Origin of the sequence: Chryseomicrobium aureum (assembly GCF_043182735.1) — a bacterium.
Taxonomy (GTDB): domain Bacteria; phylum Bacillota; class Bacilli; order Bacillales_A; family Planococcaceae; genus Chryseomicrobium; species Chryseomicrobium aureum.
On sequence record NZ_CP171117.1, the window covers coordinates 1,727,224 to 1,742,900 of the forward strand.

At 42.3% G+C, this 15,677-nt stretch carries 21 protein-coding genes; 11 read left to right on the plus strand and 10 right to left on the minus strand.

Annotated elements, in window-relative coordinates; translation table 11 throughout:
* The first annotated feature begins 48 nt into the window (after window positions 1-48).
* Genes ACF3OH_RS09055 through mnhG form a run of 7 tightly spaced genes read left to right on the plus strand, consistent with a single transcriptional unit; the run spans window position 49 to window position 5,831 of the window.
* Window positions 49-2,481 carry a Na+/H+ antiporter subunit A gene (locus ACF3OH_RS09055; protein ID WP_392454175.1) on the plus strand — a complete coding sequence of 811 codons (2,433 nt, stop codon included), beginning with the start codon at window positions 49-51 and terminating at the stop codon, window positions 2,479-2,481.
* On the plus strand, window positions 2,468-2,890 hold the full coding sequence (locus ACF3OH_RS09060) for a Na(+)/H(+) antiporter subunit B (RefSeq protein WP_204591831.1): 423 nt from the start codon (window positions 2,468-2,470) through the stop codon (window positions 2,888-2,890). The genes ACF3OH_RS09055 and ACF3OH_RS09060 overlap by 14 nt, the downstream gene beginning before the upstream one ends.
* Window positions 2,890-3,237, plus strand: a complete 348-nt coding sequence (locus ACF3OH_RS09065; RefSeq protein WP_204591833.1) for a Na(+)/H(+) antiporter subunit C — start codon at window positions 2,890-2,892, stop codon at window positions 3,235-3,237. Before ACF3OH_RS09060 ends, ACF3OH_RS09065 begins: the two co-directional genes overlap by 1 nt.
* Window positions 3,230-4,717: a Na+/H+ antiporter subunit D gene (locus ACF3OH_RS09070; protein ID WP_392454177.1), complete on the plus strand. Its 1,488-nt coding sequence runs from the start codon at window positions 3,230-3,232 to the stop codon at window positions 4,715-4,717. The genes ACF3OH_RS09065 and ACF3OH_RS09070 overlap by 8 nt, the downstream gene beginning before the upstream one ends.
* The gene (locus tag ACF3OH_RS09075) at window positions 4,718-5,194 is read left to right on the plus strand and encodes a Na+/H+ antiporter subunit E (protein WP_392454179.1); all 477 of its coding nucleotides are present in this window, start codon (window positions 4,718-4,720) and stop codon (window positions 5,192-5,194) included.
* Window positions 5,195-5,482, plus strand: a complete 288-nt coding sequence (locus ACF3OH_RS09080; protein ID WP_204591838.1) for a Na(+)/H(+) antiporter subunit F1 — start codon at window positions 5,195-5,197, stop codon at window positions 5,480-5,482.
* The gene (gene mnhG, locus ACF3OH_RS09085) at window positions 5,463-5,831 is read left to right on the plus strand and encodes a monovalent cation/H(+) antiporter subunit G (protein ID WP_204591850.1); all 369 of its coding nucleotides are present in this window, start codon (window positions 5,463-5,465) and stop codon (window positions 5,829-5,831) included. The genes ACF3OH_RS09080 and mnhG overlap by 20 nt, the downstream gene beginning before the upstream one ends.
* 26 nt (window positions 5,832-5,857) lie before the next feature.
* Here the strand turns inward: mnhG and ACF3OH_RS09090 are convergent, their stop codons facing one another.
* The gene (locus tag ACF3OH_RS09090; protein ID WP_392454181.1) at window positions 5,858-7,360 is read right to left on the minus strand and encodes a leucyl aminopeptidase; all 1,503 of its coding nucleotides are present in this window, start codon (window positions 7,358-7,360) and stop codon (window positions 5,858-5,860) included.
* 110 nt (window positions 7,361-7,470) lie between these two features.
* Here ACF3OH_RS09090 and ACF3OH_RS09095 point away from each other — a divergent pair, with 110 nt between their 5' ends.
* Entirely contained in the window at window positions 7,471-7,947 is a 477-nt protein-coding gene (locus ACF3OH_RS09095; RefSeq protein ID WP_392454183.1) for a divergent PAP2 family protein, read from the plus strand.
* Between the two features lie 241 nt (window positions 7,948-8,188).
* On the opposite strand, the gene ACF3OH_RS09100 is transcribed toward ACF3OH_RS09095, so the two are convergent.
* The 6 genes from ACF3OH_RS09100 to ACF3OH_RS09125 all read right to left on the minus strand — a co-directional run bounded on the left by ACF3OH_RS09100 (window position 8,189) and on the right by ACF3OH_RS09125 (window position 11,666).
* Window positions 8,189-8,512: a YuiB family protein gene (locus tag ACF3OH_RS09100; protein ID WP_204591842.1), complete on the minus strand. Its 324-nt coding sequence runs from the start codon at window positions 8,510-8,512 to the stop codon at window positions 8,189-8,191.
* A gap of 95 nt (window positions 8,513-8,607) precedes the next feature.
* The gene (locus tag ACF3OH_RS09105; protein ID WP_165767574.1) at window positions 8,608-8,733 is read right to left on the minus strand and encodes a YuiA family protein; all 126 of its coding nucleotides are present in this window, start codon (window positions 8,731-8,733) and stop codon (window positions 8,608-8,610) included.
* Between the two features lie 118 nt (window positions 8,734-8,851).
* Window positions 8,852-9,361, minus strand: a complete 510-nt coding sequence (locus ACF3OH_RS09110) for an NUDIX domain-containing protein (RefSeq protein WP_204591846.1) — start codon at window positions 9,359-9,361, stop codon at window positions 8,852-8,854.
* Between the two features lie 78 nt (window positions 9,362-9,439).
* Window positions 9,440-10,654, minus strand: a complete 1,215-nt coding sequence (locus ACF3OH_RS09115) for an NAD(P)/FAD-dependent oxidoreductase (RefSeq protein ID WP_392454186.1) — start codon at window positions 10,652-10,654, stop codon at window positions 9,440-9,442.
* Between the two features lie 347 nt (window positions 10,655-11,001).
* On the minus strand, window positions 11,002-11,364 hold the full coding sequence (locus tag ACF3OH_RS09120) for a HesB/IscA family protein (protein ID WP_392456750.1): 363 nt from the start codon (window positions 11,362-11,364) through the stop codon (window positions 11,002-11,004).
* Between the two features lie 68 nt (window positions 11,365-11,432).
* The gene (locus ACF3OH_RS09125; RefSeq protein WP_100353777.1) at window positions 11,433-11,666 is read right to left on the minus strand and encodes a NifU family protein; all 234 of its coding nucleotides are present in this window, start codon (window positions 11,664-11,666) and stop codon (window positions 11,433-11,435) included.
* Window positions 11,667-11,745: 79 nt separating this feature from the next.
* On the opposite strand from ACF3OH_RS09125, the gene ACF3OH_RS09130 reads away from it, so the two are divergent.
* The gene (locus ACF3OH_RS09130; protein ID WP_392454189.1) at window positions 11,746-12,069 is read left to right on the plus strand and encodes a YuzD family protein; all 324 of its coding nucleotides are present in this window, start codon (window positions 11,746-11,748) and stop codon (window positions 12,067-12,069) included.
* A 246-nt stretch (window positions 12,070-12,315) separates the two neighbouring features.
* Here ACF3OH_RS09130 and ACF3OH_RS09135 read toward each other — a convergent pair whose 3' ends face one another.
* Entirely contained in the window at window positions 12,316-13,383 is a 1,068-nt protein-coding gene (locus tag ACF3OH_RS09135; RefSeq protein ID WP_204591608.1) for an NAD(P)/FAD-dependent oxidoreductase, read from the minus strand.
* A gap of 126 nt (window positions 13,384-13,509) precedes the next feature.
* Here ACF3OH_RS09135 and ACF3OH_RS09140 point away from each other — a divergent pair, with 126 nt between their 5' ends.
* Window positions 13,510-13,746, plus strand: a complete 237-nt coding sequence (locus tag ACF3OH_RS09140) for a YuzB family protein (protein ID WP_392454191.1) — start codon at window positions 13,510-13,512, stop codon at window positions 13,744-13,746.
* 53 nt (window positions 13,747-13,799) lie between these two features.
* Here ACF3OH_RS09140 and ACF3OH_RS09145 read toward each other — a convergent pair whose 3' ends face one another.
* Both ACF3OH_RS09145 and ACF3OH_RS09150 read right to left on the minus strand, forming a co-directional pair.
* On the minus strand, window positions 13,800-14,564 hold the full coding sequence (locus ACF3OH_RS09145; RefSeq protein ID WP_392454192.1) for an HAD-IIA family hydrolase: 765 nt from the start codon (window positions 14,562-14,564) through the stop codon (window positions 13,800-13,802).
* On the minus strand, window positions 14,551-15,012 hold the full coding sequence (locus tag ACF3OH_RS09150; RefSeq protein WP_392454194.1) for a DUF86 domain-containing protein: 462 nt from the start codon (window positions 15,010-15,012) through the stop codon (window positions 14,551-14,553). Before ACF3OH_RS09150 ends, ACF3OH_RS09145 begins: the two co-directional genes overlap by 14 nt.
* Before the next feature lie 74 nt (window positions 15,013-15,086).
* Between ACF3OH_RS09150 and ACF3OH_RS09155 the strand changes: the two genes are divergently transcribed.
* Entirely contained in the window at window positions 15,087-15,353 is a 267-nt protein-coding gene (locus ACF3OH_RS09155; protein WP_204591598.1) for a DUF3055 domain-containing protein, read from the plus strand.
* The last annotated feature ends 324 nt before the right edge of the window (window positions 15,354-15,677 follow it).

Here is a 15,677-nt window from a genome sequence, read left to right on the forward strand (position 1 = left end):
TACTTTACTCTAGTGTGCACTCACTTCAACTAAGAAAGGGGACTCTTTATGCTACTTTTTATGGCAATCATACTTCCAATACTTTTTGCCGTATTTATACCGTTTGCATATAAAACGATCAAGTCTATACATACTGGCTGGTTTGTACTCGTTGCACCGGTCCTGCTGTTTTTATTTTATCTGCGTTTTTTATCTCCGATTCAACAAGGAGAAGCGCAGCTCGCTAGCGTTTCGTGGGTGCCTTCACTCGACTTTAATTTTGATATTCATATCGATGGCTTAAGCCTTTTGTTCTCCCTGTTAATTACAGGTATCGGCTCGCTCGTCGTCTTGTATTCCATTTTCTACTTGGACAAAACAAAAGAGAAACTTGGAAACTTCTATGTTTATCTATTAATGTTCATGAGCGCCATGCTTGGTGTCGTTCAATTTGATCACACAATCGCTCTCTACTTCTTTTGGGAGTTGACTTCGATATCATCATTCCTACTTATCGCTTATTGGTACAAGCGAGATGCTTCTCGTTTTGGAGCATTGAAATCGATGATGATCACAGTAAGTGGCGGTCTTATGATGCTCGTTGGGTTCCTGCTTTTATATGTGATGACAGGAACGTATTCTATTCGTGAAACAGTCGCGCAAGCAAGTACATTGGTCGACTCACCGCTCTTTACAGTAGCGATTGTGTTGGTACTGTTAGGAGCCTTTACAAAGTCGGCTCAATTCCCATTCTATATCTGGTTGCCAGATGCAATGGAAGCACCAACACCAGTCAGTGCCTACCTCCACTCTGCAACAATGGTTAAAGCCGGTCTTTATTTAGTGGCTCGCTTCACACCAATTTTCGCTTTTTCTGAAGTTTGGGTATGGCTTGTCACCGGAATCGGTCTATTGACCCTGTTCTGGGGCTCCTTCTTTGCTGTAAAACAAACCGATTTAAAAGGGATCTTGGCATTTTCTACAGTTAGTCAATTAGGACTCATCATGTCCCTGTTAGGGCTAGGTGGATTTGCATATCTGGTTACAGGAAGTGCTGTGGAGACCTTTACGTTTGCGACTTTCGCTGCTATTTTCCACTTGTTCAATCACGCGACATTCAAAGGAAGTCTGTTCATGGTGGCAGGGATTGTCGATCATGAGACGGGCACACGCGATATCCGCAAGCTCGGAGGATTAATGAGCTTGATGCCGGTCACATTTACCGTAGCGATGATCGGGAGTTTATCGATGGCAGGTCTTCCACCGTTTAACGGATTTTTAAGTAAGGAAATGTTTTTAGAGGCTGTTCTTAGTCTCATTAGCGCTGATATAACTATGATGACCATCGCTTACTCAGTCCCAATTGTAGCTTGGGTGGCGAGCGTGTTTACGTTTATCTATAGTATCTATTTTGTTTGGTATACATTTATGGGGACACGAAAAGAAGAGCAATTGCCTAAAGTGCCACATGAGGCACCGATTGGCATGCTTATCTCCCCTGTGTTCTTAGCGTCATTGGTTGTACTTGTATTCTTTGTCCCAAATGTAATTGGCGACTGGCTTGTGAAACCAGCAACGGCAGCCATTCAATCAACAACGTATGCCTCAGCTGCTGATATTGAATTCTATATTAAAGCATGGCACGGCTGGGATGCTCCTGCGTTATGGTTAACTGTAGGTGTTGTTCTCGTTGGATTCCTACTTTATAAACTCTTGCCGAAGTGGCAGCCGATCTACTCAAAATGGCCTGAGAAGTTCACATTGAACCGTGGCTATGACACGTTAATGGATGGTTCGCTCAACTGGAACCGCGCTCTATCTGACCGCTTTATGACAGGTTCTATTCGTGATTATTTAGTTTATATGTTTGCTGGGATGGCTATTCTCGGTATCACTACCCTGTTCACACAAGGTGGGTTTGCCATTTCGACTGATAACCTTGCACCTATTCGTCTATTCGAAGTTGTGTTAACAATTATATTAATCGGTAGTGTGATGGCGATCTTGATTACTTGGTCACGTCTAACAGCTGTTATCGCACTTGGTGGCGTTGGGTACACAGTTGCCCTGTTTTACGTCATCTTTAAAGCACCCGATTTAGCATTAACACAGTTAGTGATCGAAACAATTTCGGTAGCCCTGTTCTTAACAGCGTTTTATCACTTACCAAAGTTAGATAAGTATTACAAAGGCAAAGAAGACAACCGCTTCCGATTTGGAAACTTTTTGATTTCTGTTGCCGTGGGATTAACTGTTACATTAATCGGAATTAGTGCTTACTCTCAACGTCAACTGACTTCAATCTCTGAGTTTTACAAAGAGACTGTTTACACAGAAGCAGGTGGCGGAAATATTGTAAACGTAATTCTAGTGGATTACCGTGGTTTTGATACACTCTTTGAAATTGGCGTATTGATGATTGCTTCAATTGGAATCATCAGCATGATCAAGCTTCGCCTGCAAAAGAAAAAGAAGGGAGCAGTTACAAATGAAGTCGAATGATTTAATTTTACAGACGACCACACGCGTCACATTCTTCATTATCTTCCTGTTCTCGATTCATATCTTCTTTGCAGGACACTACACGCCAGGTGGAGGATTTGTCGGTGGCCTTCTGATGGCATCGGCGATTGTACTCCTTCTACTTGCGTATGATTTTAAAACTGTAAAGGAAGTACTTCCTTTCAATTATCTCGCCATGACAGCTATTGGTATGATTGTTGCAGTTTTAACTGCAGCTGGAGCTATTGTATTTAATGTCCCTTTCTTCACACATTGGTACGACTATTTTGATATTCCTTTACTTGGTGAGACATCGATTCATACTGCCCTATTTTTTGATATTGGGGTATACCTAGTCGTTGTTGGAATAACACTTACAATTATTGAAATGATGGGAGGCGACAACTGATGGAAATCATGATGGCGATAATAGCCGGATTCTTATTCAGTGCAGCAACCTATTTGATTCTTTCAAAAAGTTTATTGCGCATTATCATCGGAACAGGCTTATTGAGTCATGGAACTCACCTTCTTCTTTTAACAATGGGTGGATTAGGAGGAAACAAACCTCCCGTTGTTGGTGAAGGAGTAACCGTTGCAGATTATGCAGATCCACTCCCACAAGCTTTGATACTAACTGCAATTGTAATCGCATTTGGTGTAACAGCTTTTGCACTTGTTCTTGCTTACCGTACGTACCAAGAAATTGGAACGGATAATATGGACCATATGAAAGGCAGGGGTGAAATTGATTAATTTAGTCGTTCTTCCAATCATCGTCCCGCTTTTGATTGGTACTGTTTTATTACTATTTAGAAATAACCTAACCGTTCAACGCATCGGAGGAATTGTCGGTGCACTACTGACATTGGTTATTTCCGTTGTATTGCTTACAAAAGTATATACAGATGGCATACAAGTTGTAACATTAGGTAGCTGGGATGCTCCATTTGGTATCTCACTCGTCTCAGATATGTTGAGTGTACTTTTAGTCACCTCTTCGTCTCTCATCACATTCGTCGTGCTGTGGTATTCTGTCTATGCATTAGGTGAAGAGCGAGAACGCTTCTTCTTCTACCCTGCTGTTCTCTTTATGTTATCTGGGATCAACGGGGCATTTACAACAGGAGATATATTCAACCTCTTCGTATTCTTCGAAGTCTTCTTGATGGCTTCCTATGTCCTGATTGCATTGGGTGGCGAGAGAATTCAACTTCGTGAATCGATGAAGTATATCATTGTGAACATTGTAGCTGCGGCACTATTTGTTATCACGATCGGATACATCTATTCAGTAGCTGGAACATTAAATATGGCCGATTTATCAGTAAAGCTTGGAGAAATCGGAAGCATGGGTGTCATTTCAACAATTGCCATCATGTTCTTGGTAGTGTTCGGAATTAAAGCTGGGATCTTTCCACTTTATTTCTGGTTACCAGGCGCATATTATGCCCCTCCCCTTCCAATACTCGCATTATTTGGTGCGTTATTAACGAAGGTTGGGATTTACAGCATTGCACGCGTCTATACACTCATCTTTACAACAGATGTTGCTTTTACACACGACATACTAATGATGCTCGCGATTGCTACAATCGTATTTGGTAGTATCGGCGCTCTTGCTTATATGGATATCAAGAAAATCATCATCTACAATATCGTCATTGCGGTTGGCGTAATTCTGTTTGGCTTTGCAGCATTCAATTCGACAGCAGTGACAGGTGCTACACTGTACCTTGTTCATGACATGTTGGTGAAAGCTCTGTTGTTCTTGATGATTGGGGTCTTAATTTTGATTACTGGAAAGACCAATTTGCGTGAAATGGGTGGATTAATTCGTCACTACCCTGCGCTTGGTTGGACATATCTTGTAGCTGTTTTTGCTCTTGCAGGGATTCCACCACTCAGTGGATTTGCAGGAAAGATATTGATTATCCAAGGGGGTCTTGAAGGCGGATTTGTTTGGCAGTCGATTGTAGTTGCAGCTTCAACAATGGTCGTATTGTTATCTGCGATTCGTATCTTCATCTACGCTTTTTGGGGTAGTGAGAAACCCTTCAACGCTCCTCCTAAAAAAGCGTATAGCCAATACATGGCTCCAGTAGTTGTATTATTTGTTCTCGTAATGGGTTACGGAGTATTCATCGAGTTCTTGACACCCTTCTTCTTAGAAGCGGGCCGTCAATTAATGGATCCTTCATTCTATGTGGATGCAGTGTTAGGAGGGAACAACTAGATGGCTTTTCAAATACTTTTAAATATGTTTATTGCATTCGTTTGGATGTTCCTCTCTAATTCATTTTCAGCAACAACATTCATCATTGGTTACATCTTGGGACTCGTCATGTTGTTTATGCTTCGACGCTTCTTCTCTACTCGTTTTTACATAGAACGAGTAGTGGCTGTCGCGAAGTTGTTGTTACTATTTTTAAAAGAATTAATTGTTTCAAACATCGCTGTGCTTCGTGTGATTTTAAAACCTAAGATGGATATAAAGCCTGCCATTTTTGAACTTGAAACAAAGTTGACACAGGACTGGGAAATTACATTGCTTTCAATGTTAATCACTTTAACACCAGGGACTGTAGTAATTAATATTTCAGAGGATCGTACAAAGTTGTACGTACACACATTAGACTTAGAAGATGTGGACAATGCTGTCAACTCAATTCGTAATACATTTGAAAAAGCAATTATGGAGGTGAGTCGATAAATGAACATGTTCCTATGGATTGCTGTTGGGGCTATAAGTGTTAGTCTAATTGGTTTTCTTTACCGACTCATGAAAGGTCCTTCGACTCCTGACCGAGTAATTGCGCTTGATTCAATGGGTGTTGGATTGATTGCGCTAGTAGGATTGTTCTCAATTCTGTTTGACTCTCCATTTTTCTTAGAGGTCATTTTATTGTTAGCAATTATTGCTTACATCGGAACAATCGCCTTCTCTAAATTTACGGAGAAGGGAGTGATTATTGAAAATGATCGAGATGCTAATAAATAGTCTAATCATTCTCTTTATCACAATCGGGGTATTTTTCATTGTTGTTACCACTATTGGTTTAATTCGTCTGCCAGATGTTTATAGTCGTGCGCATGCAGCCTCTAAGAGTGCTACTCTAGCTGTTATGTCGATATTGATTGGAGTCTTCCTACACTTTTGGCTTGTAGAAGGTAACTTTAATCCACGCATTATTTTGGGGATCGTATTCTTATTCATCACAGGTCCAGTTGGGGGTCATATGATGGCAAAAGCCGCTTATTTCTCAGGTGTCCCATTAGCGAAGGAAACTGTTCGAGACGATATGGAAGCACTGGTACCAAAAGAAGCAACGAAAAAAGAGCAGCTCTAGGGCTGCTCTTTTTTATATGCAAGTAATTAGTCTTGCTCAGCAAGGCGTTCTACAAAAGATGCTAATGTGCGCACCATTGCACCTGTTCCACCTTTAGGCCCTAAATCATGCTCAGAAGGTGACCCAGACGTTCCTGCGATGTCTAGATGAATCCAAGGTGTGTCTTCTGCAAATTCCCCTACAAAGCCTCCACCGAAGATCATATGACCATCACGACCTGGTGAGTTATTCAAATCCGCGACATCTGATTTACGAATACGTTTTTTATCGTTCTCCGTTAGCGGTAGTCGCCACACAAATTCACCTGTCTCGATAGACGCTTCCATAAACTCTTCGAACAAGGCCTCATCGTTCGTAAGGGCTCCTGTCTTATCCATTCCAAGCGCTACAATAACTCCGCCAGTAAGTGTTGCTACGTCTACAATTGCCGTTGCTCCTTGTTGTTTCGCGTACGTTACAGCGTCCGCTAAAACAAGGCGCCCTTCTGCATCTGTATTTAAGATTTCAATTGTCTTGCCGCTCATAGAAGTAATGACGTCATCTGGCTTGAAGGCATTGCCTGATACCATGTTGTCTGTAGATGCAATAACTGCGATTACGTTCTTGTTTGGTTTTGTTTCACCGATGATCCGCATTGCTCCAAGAACAGCTGCTGCTCCGCCCATATCGCCTTTCATACCGACAATACCATCTTTCGGTTTAAGTGAATAACCACCCGTATCGAATGTGATTCCTTTTCCGACTAATGCAATTGGGTCTTCCCAGTTCTCTGTCACTTGATGTTTCAAGACAATGAGACGTGGTTCTTCTTGAGACCCTTGATTGACTGCGAGAAGTGCACCCATTCCTAATTCTTCAATTTCGGATTTCCCTAGAATGTGTGTCTCAAATCCAAACTCTTCTCCCAGTTCACGTGCATACTCTCCTAATTCAGTTGCTGTGAGGATGTTACCTGGCATATTCACAAGTGTGCGGGCTTCATTCACAGCTTCTGAGTAGACAAGACCCACTTCAAAATAGGATACGATTTCTTGTTCGTCCGCTTGGCTTAAAAGCTCTACTGCAGCTAAATCAAAATCTGTATCATGCACGGTCGTTTTGTAGTCGACGACTTGATATGTCCCAAGACCAAGCCCTTCTCCTGCTAGAAATGCAACATCATATTCTGAGATTTCTTCGTTAACAAAAGATGGAAGTAAAACCGAAACTTCTGAGTATCCCTTTTTCACTAATGTTTTCCCGATACGACCAAACGATTGACGAAGACTTTCTTCCGTCAATTTTTTACGATTGCCAATTCCAACGAAGATAATGCGCTTCACAGATGAATCTGTCGTCACGTGAAACGTCGTCAATTCCTTTTCTTTTGTAGAAAGATCTTTTGATTTGATTAATTCTGTAATTTGAGCCCCAAACGTTGAAGTGAAAGCATCCCAACCTTCAACTTGCTCCGTATGCGTGCTCAATCCTACGATTAACGTTTCGTATTGAATTTCACCTAAATTTACTTCATTTGTTAAAATAATCACAAACCATTCCTCCTTTGTGTATTCCGTTTCTATTATACCGATTCTATTTGGCTGTCGCCAATTTTCTTGTGCTATACTACAAGTAGAAACGGTCGAAGGAGCGATAAATCATGGAACTTTTTCAAAACATCCCATTATGGACAGCCCTCTTTGCGATTTTTTTCGCTCAGTTTGTAAAAATTCCGATTCATTTTTTGGTATCTAAAAAAGTCGATTTTGCCTTATTTACTTCGACTGGAGGAATGCCGAGCTCTCACTCCGCCGCTGTAACAGCACTAACAACAGCTGTTGCTTTTGAAGAAGGCTTGGATTCAACGATGTTCGGCATCTCAGCAATTTTTGCAGTCATCGTAATGTTTGATGCAACGGGCGTTCGCTTCCATGCTGGTCAACAAGCCATCATCATTAATCAACTACGCGCTGATTTGCATAATTTCTTGGAACACACGAAAGATTGGCAGAAGAAAAAAGATGAAGAAAAAATTGAGGAGTTGAAGACACTTCTCGGGCATAAGCCTATTGAAGTGTTTATGGGGGCACTAACCGGTGTCGCTATCTCTGTTATTCTTTATACATCACTTTTGTAAACGAATCTTCTAAATTCTTATTCAAATCTAGATACCTATTTACACTTTTTTAAGAGTGCAGGGGTTGACTCCAGTGGGATTAAAGTCGGAACGCGAGACCCCACAGGAGCGTAGGGACGAGGAGGCTCGCGCCGCGCCCACGGAAAGCGGCCCCGTAACGGAATAAATTATAAAAAAAATCAGTATTTTCTCCTGTGATTACCAAGAGAAGATACTGATTTTCTTTGTGTAAATACTATTTTTAAAACATCTGATAGCCATTTTTACGCAAGTAACGACTCACTAAGCCTGCAATAATCGCCCCAACCAATCCCCCACCTAAAATCACATAATCCGCTACATGCAGATTTGAGATTTTAGTGATAAGTGCTGGAAATGCTGTACCTGGTGCCGTTATATAATCAAAGAAGCCTACATCGTCTATGATCAAAATTACAACAATCGGGTACACGATTGCCATAAACCACGTCATGCGCAAAAGCATATTTAGTAAGAAGCCAATTCCGAAAAACATAACAATAAAAAGCATCGCTGAAATAATCAGCTGCGGCAATGAAAAGTCCATAATTTGTCCCTCCGTGTCATCTTGTTTAAGTGTACTCGAAGAGACAGGGCTTTTCAATGAACCTTGCTTTCATTCACGTGATTGTCAAAACTTGATTACTTTTTTCCAGACCCTTGGCATACTGTGCATGTCTCTGATCCACCAAGTCGAAGTTGGAAATAACCATTCCCTTTGCAATATGGGCAGTGTGTTGGATTTGCTGGTTTTTTAAATTGTGTCATATGAAAAACTCCCTTGTTTTAAGTTTTAATTTTCTGATAATATATCATATATGCAAAAACGTGTAAAGAGATTCAAGAGAGTTTTTTGACTATTCAATTTAAATGTAGCGAAAATGTGTCATTCGTGGTGATCGGAAGCCGTAAAAAGCTTATAACTGCTATAGCCGAAAATAGGTCCTGGATCTAATCCCTCGCGCGTCTCAAATCCTGCGTCTTGGTTGACCTTCAAAAAAAGTTTTATCATGGATGTAGTGCGTTCATCTTCAAGTAATTGTGCAGGGGACATCCATCGTGCTTCGTATAACTCTTCAAGCTGTGGATCTGGTAATTGGTGATCATCTTTTGGCTTTAAGAAGAAGATTGCCATATTGTCGCTGATTTTTTCACGGATGACCCCACTACGGAATCCAACCAACTGAATGACTCTCGCATCGATTCCGGTCTCTTCTTTGATTTCTCGTAAAACAGCGCGATCGACTGTCTCATTTCCTTCAACAAACCCTGCAGGCAATGACCATTTGCCATTTAACCCCCCGTAGCGTTTTTGCACGACGAGCCATTCCCCTCTCGAGTTTACAACTATTCCCGCAACGCCTAACCAGACATTGCCTCTCTCTTTACGTGACATCTTATTCCCCTCCTTGCTTTTTAGTATACCTGAAAACAAAAAAACAGCCGCATTTCTGCGACTGTTTGAGAGGTTAGATTATAGTAAGTTAAATTTTCCTTTTTTCATAACAAGTGGTGCTCCGCCAATCATGTATAAAGCACGGTTGTCGATGATTTTTTTCATGATGGAAGCTTTTGTTCCTGTAATCTTCCGGCCCATTACATCTCCAATCGCATCGTGCTCACCCAGTGAACATACAGAACCTTTTAACTGAGGAACGAATGCATGTGTATCTTCGTTCTTCAAAAGTGCAATAAGGTTCTCTGCAATTGTTTCTGCCTGTTGCATCGCAATTTGTGCTGTTGGTGGGTATGGACGGTTCACTTCTTCGTTGATCATAAGTGCGCAATCTCCAACGATGAATACGTCTGGGAAGCCAGGTGCACGCATGTCTTTTTCAACTTTGACACGAGCACGCATGTTTTCGATACCAGAAGTTTCGATTAAACGGTTTCCGCGAACACCTGCAGCCCATACAACTGTACCAGCTTTAACGAAATCAAATGACTCTTCACCCGTTTTGATTTTTACACCTTCAGGAGTTGCTTGCACAACTGGAGTTCCAATTGAGAATTCAATTCCTTTAGACTCTAAGTGACGCACTGCATAGTCCACTAATTCTGGATCAAATCCAGGAAGAACCATTGGCGCAGCCTCTACACAAAGAACGCGTACTTTTTCTTGTGGTACATCAAATTCTTTGCAAAGCTCTGGAACACGGTTTCCTAGCTCACCTAAGAATTCGATTCCTGTGAAACCAGCTCCGCCTACAACGATTGTCAAACGGCTGTCGTCTTTTACTTCGTCTTGAGACCACATAGCGAATTGGTATTCGATGTGCTCACGAATTTGACGCGCTGCTCCAACGTTTGCAATAGAAAGTGCATATTTATCAAGACCTTCGATACCGAATGTCTCGCCTTCAAAGCCAAGTCCAATGACTAAGTAGTCATATGTGTGCTCGCCTTTATCTGTTGTTACTTTGCGTGCATTGACGTCGATGCCTGTTACTGCTGCTTGAACGAATTGTACTCTGTCGCCATTTAGTACGCTTTTGATGTCATAACGTACATCTTCAGGAGATAGTGTTCCAGCTGCCGCCTCGTGTAACCAAGTCGACTCGTAGTGATAATCATTTTTGTTAATCAATGTGATATCTGCATCATTTGCATTTAATTTTTTTTGTAAATTTACGGCAGTTGAAAGTCCGCCATAGCCTGCGCCTAGAATGAGAATCTTCGCTCTTTTCATGGTACCGCTACCACCTTTTAGTTATATTTTCACTTATTTGCCCCTTGACGGGTGCAAACACTTACTTTCTATATTAGCCCTTTTAGAATAGAAGTTCAATGAATACTTGTTTCGAATGAAACGTTTTCAATTATGCAAAAACTCATAGAAAATTTACATATGCTTAAAAACAAAAAGAAAGCTTCTCCTAATCGAGAAACTTCCTTAAATAGAGTGTAGGGTGATCAGGGGAAGCGTTCCGCGGGCGCGGGCTGAGCCAAGGTCTCAGCTTCCGCTTTTTTATCCCGCTGGAGTCACCCCTGATCACTTTTATGTCTTGTATGTTAACCAAGCCAGTAATACTTAGATTAACAGTTTTCAGGTGTTCCTTGTTTTGTAGCTGTGCGGAATGAAGAGCCACATCCGCAGTTTGCAATAGCATTCGGGTTATCGATGGTGAAGCCGCCACCCATGAGCGATTGCTTATAATCAATCTTCGTTCCTTGTAAAATGCCCGCGTCTTCTTCCGCTACAACGATCTGAATATCGTGTTGGTTATCTTCGCGATCATCTGCTGCTTTTTCCTGTGTAAAGCTCATTCCGTAAGAGAGGCCACTGCATCCCCCACCGTTAACGGATACACGTAGAAAAGCACCTTGTTCTTCGTTATGTTCCATCATTTCTTTGATGCGGAATGCTGCTGCTACTGTAATATCGACTACATGTGTCATCATTCGTTCCCACCTTCCCTTGAATTAAACGAAAAAGACAAGGCCTGCGCCTTGTCTCGGTGTGTTACTTAAAATACTTGTTCAACTTCTACTACACCTGGTACTTCTTCGAGTAGGGCGCGCTCGATACCAGCTTTTAATGTGATTGTTGAACTTGGGCATGTCCCACAAGCACCGAGGAGACGCAATTTCACGATACCGTCTTCAACATCTACTAATTCACAATCTCCACCGTCTCGGAGTAAGAATGGGCGTAATTTATCGAGTACTTCTTGAACTTGTTCATTCATCGTATCAGTCATTTCTTTCGACTCCTTTCACTATCCCTATTATAATTGGATAGAACAAAAAAATCCAATAAAGAAATTGGGGTTGGGGAGAATGAAAGAAATTACGTTAACGGTGTATGGCGCAGATGTCATCTGTGCGAGCTGTGTAAATGCACCTTCGTCAAAAGATACGTATGAATGGTTGGAAGCTGCGATTGCTCGTAAGTTTGATGGGCACAAGATTCAGTTCCGCTATGTAGATATTGAAAAAACGTCGGAGCGAGACGTGGATGCGGAGTACATTGAGCAGATTCAAAACGATGAGTTGTTTTACCCACTTGTGACGATCGAAGATGAAGTCATTGGTGAAGGCTACATCCAGTTAAAGCCTGTGTATTCAGCTTTAGAGCAGCATGGGTACGTGACGGCTGAGTAAGTTGTCTCGAATTTACTATTTTGTTTTGGCTGAGCTTGTTTTTATGGGCTCAGTTTTTGTTTTTATGGCGGCTGAGCGGTCGTTCATCGGATGAATGGGGGATTTGTTCTACACTAACCCTGATTTGTTCTACCCAGATCGCAATTTATTCTACCGAAGTCGATTTATGGAAACTAATTTAGCTTCCCAGGGAAGACTTCATAAAAAAACCAAGAAACGCTGCATACACAACGTCCCTTGGCCTAATCAACCATTATGCTTTTTGTAGTACCAAAGCAGACCGGATTTCATCAGACGCGCGATGCGGCCTGTTACGGACATGTCTGCAAGATATGCGAAACCTTGTTTCTTCCCTAGGGATCCCATAAATCCTTTTAACTTGATATCTGGGAGCTTTGCAGGAAGCGTGTCGCCGTTCCATTTTGCTTTCAAAACGTTCACGATTTGTTCCGCTTGTTCTTCTGCTAGTTGAGCGCTCGGCGCGAATGGTAGTGACGCACAGTCTCCTACAATATACACGTGCTCATCTAGTGGTAGATGATGATGTGGAGATAAGATAACGCGACCCGACGAATCTTTTTCACCCGGTAATGCACGTACTGGCGCAACTGGTTGAATACCGGCTGTCCAAACAACGGCATCGACTGGAATTGTTTCATCGTGGTTGTGCAGCATCTTCTCTTCCACTTTCGTGATGTTCGAGTTGCTGATGACTTCTACATCGTTTTCGTCGAACCATTTCTTTACGTAATTACTTAGACGTTCTGGGAAATCGCGAAGAATACGCGGACTGCGATCAAACAATTTGATGCGTAGATCCGGACGAGACTCACGAAGCTCTGAAGCCAATTCAATTCCACTTAAACCTGCTCCGACGATTCCAACTACTGAATTAGAAGGAAGGTCACCAAGAACGTTGTACGTCTGGCGAGACTTGCCGATTGTTTGAATACTCATCGTGTATTCAGCAGCTCCTGGTACGCCGTGGTATTTGTCTTCACAACCTAGGCCGACGACTAAATCGTCATACTTTACAGCTTCTCCGCCTTCAAGCAACACTTCTTTGTTTTCCGTGTCGATCTCAACAACTTCCCCGTGCTTGATGTTCAGCTTCTCACTAATTGGAAACGATACACGCACCGCGTGATCTGATACCGTTCCTGCTGCTAGTGCATAAAATTCTGTTTTTAAGCTATGAAAAGATGTGCGGTCGATCAATGTGATTTCTACATCGGACGGAAGATTATTCGGAAGCAAGCGCAATAAAATACGCATATTTCCATATCCGCCTCCAAGCAGTACTAATTTTTGCATATGAAAACTCCTCTGCATGCATTGTCAGTTTAAGTATAATGGATTGTGAGACATTTCACAATAAGACGCAGGAATTGACGCGTTTGAAAAAATGCAGTAGCATCAACTTGTAGCGAGGTGATATCGATGAATCCCATGGTGGAGTTTTGTATTAGTAATATTGTAAACGGTGCTCAAGAGGCGTTTGAAACGCTTGAAAAGGACCCCAATTTAGATGTTCTTGAATATGGCTGTACAAGTAATTGTACAATCTGTGCGGACACATTATTTGCAGTAGTTAACGGGGACATCGTTCGTGGCGAAACACCTCAGGAACTGATAGACAATATCTATACCTATTTAGAAGAAAATCCATTATTTTAAACAACAAATCAGTAGCATCTCTTGACGACTGTCTCGAGGGCTACTGATTTTTTTTATGCCAATAAATCGGTCATTTTATCAACAAATCGTGTTATCTTCATACCTTGCTCACGGATAGTTTCCGGACGGTCCACTCCGGAATTGACGTGAATCGTTGCAATTCCGAAATCAACACCTGCTAATAAATCTGTCTTCATGTTATCGCCAATCAGCACCATCTCTTCACGAGCCGCACCTGTCGCCTGCTGAATCAACTCCAGCATAATGGGTGACGGTTTCCCACAAAAGATAGCGTTAGTCTCTGTCGAATATTCGACCAATCGCACAAACGCACCATTTCCAGGGAGAAATCCTTGGTGTGACGGGAAGGCATGATCTGGATTCGTCGCAATGAGCGTAGCACCGGCTCGGACTTCAAGACAAGCTTGAGCGAGTTTATCGTATGTGATTCCTCGGTCGATCCCCATCACGACAGCATCTGCATTCCGCTCCGTCAGCTGCAGATCAGCAGCAGTCAATTCATCGCGAAGTGCGTCCGTACCAATAACGTACACACTCGCCTCTGGAAAATCACGTTTGACGAAATGTGCAGCAGCCATTCCCGACGTGTAGATCTGTTGCTCAGTAGTCTCGACACCGAACCCTCTAAGTTTTTCTTTAATCTCAGTTCGTGTCATAGACGCATTGTTTGTAATATAAAACGGCTCAATCCCTTTTTGCTGCATCGCACGAATGAACGTGATCGCTTCCGGAATCGGCTCAGCACCTTTATAGACCGTTCCATCTAGATCAAGACAGACAATTTTATAATTGAACATTCGAGTCCTCCGGTAAGAATGCCGAAACAGGGCCAAGTTCATTCACTAAATACTTCCGGACGTGGTTAGGAAATTCGACGAGTGTCCCGAGCTGTCGGTCTAAAACAGCTGTCACTTCTTCTGCATTCACTGCAAAATAGTCGCGCACCACATTTTTACGAAGGGCAACGATTTCTTTCAATCCCTTTTCCATATCAGCAGGTACAACTTTTTCATCTACTAAAATGTCGATGATGTCATCGTAGCTTCCAGGGTCGCGCATGATGAAGCCGTCAATCATTGCATTTCCAATATCGAGGACTGATTCGATGGAAGAGCTTGCAATACGCTCCAGAATCAATTGGCTTTCTGGGTAACTAGACCATTGGTGTTTGTTTTGATAGACTGCAACCAACTCTTCAAGGTGAGTGGCAATGATTTCAATCCGTTTCCGGTCGACAAAATACATAAGCAGTTCCTCCTGTTTGAATACGTTTCACCTCTATAGTACCATAGGATTGACAAGAACTTGAGGTGAACAGCATGGAACGTTTTTATTTATATGACGATGTCGAAGATACAAAGACTCGCTTTGTGAGTTTTACAGGCGAAACGCAGCGTTACGATTTAGCAATTCTGCAGAGCACACGCTTTTTCGGGAAAGTTTTAGTAATGGATATCCAATTCAACCGGATGGCTATTATCGGCGCGGATGATGTGGAAGAAGAAGGCTATCTGGAGCACGCATTTAACCGAAATCCAGAGGAAGCAGAGGAGCTTCGCGAGTATTTGCGGGAACTTCTGAATTAAGTTTTTAGATGTGGAGCCGACTGTTCAGAAATTGTGCAATTTTAGAAGTTGAGTTCCACTGCGGGGCTGCTTTCCGTGGGCGCTGCGTGAGCTTCCTCGTCGTAGCCTCCTGCGGGATCTCACGGCAGACTGGAATCCCACTGGAGTCAACCCCTCCTTTCCACTCAACTTCAGTTTTAGATGTGGAGAATGCCACCTTACATTCGGATGAATTGATTTAGATTCATCTTACAAGGATTGCTTTCAAGATCAAAATACGAATGAAAAGGAATGGGGCCGCTCAAATTCGAGCGGCCCCATCGCGATTCTTCTTAATTTCTCAAG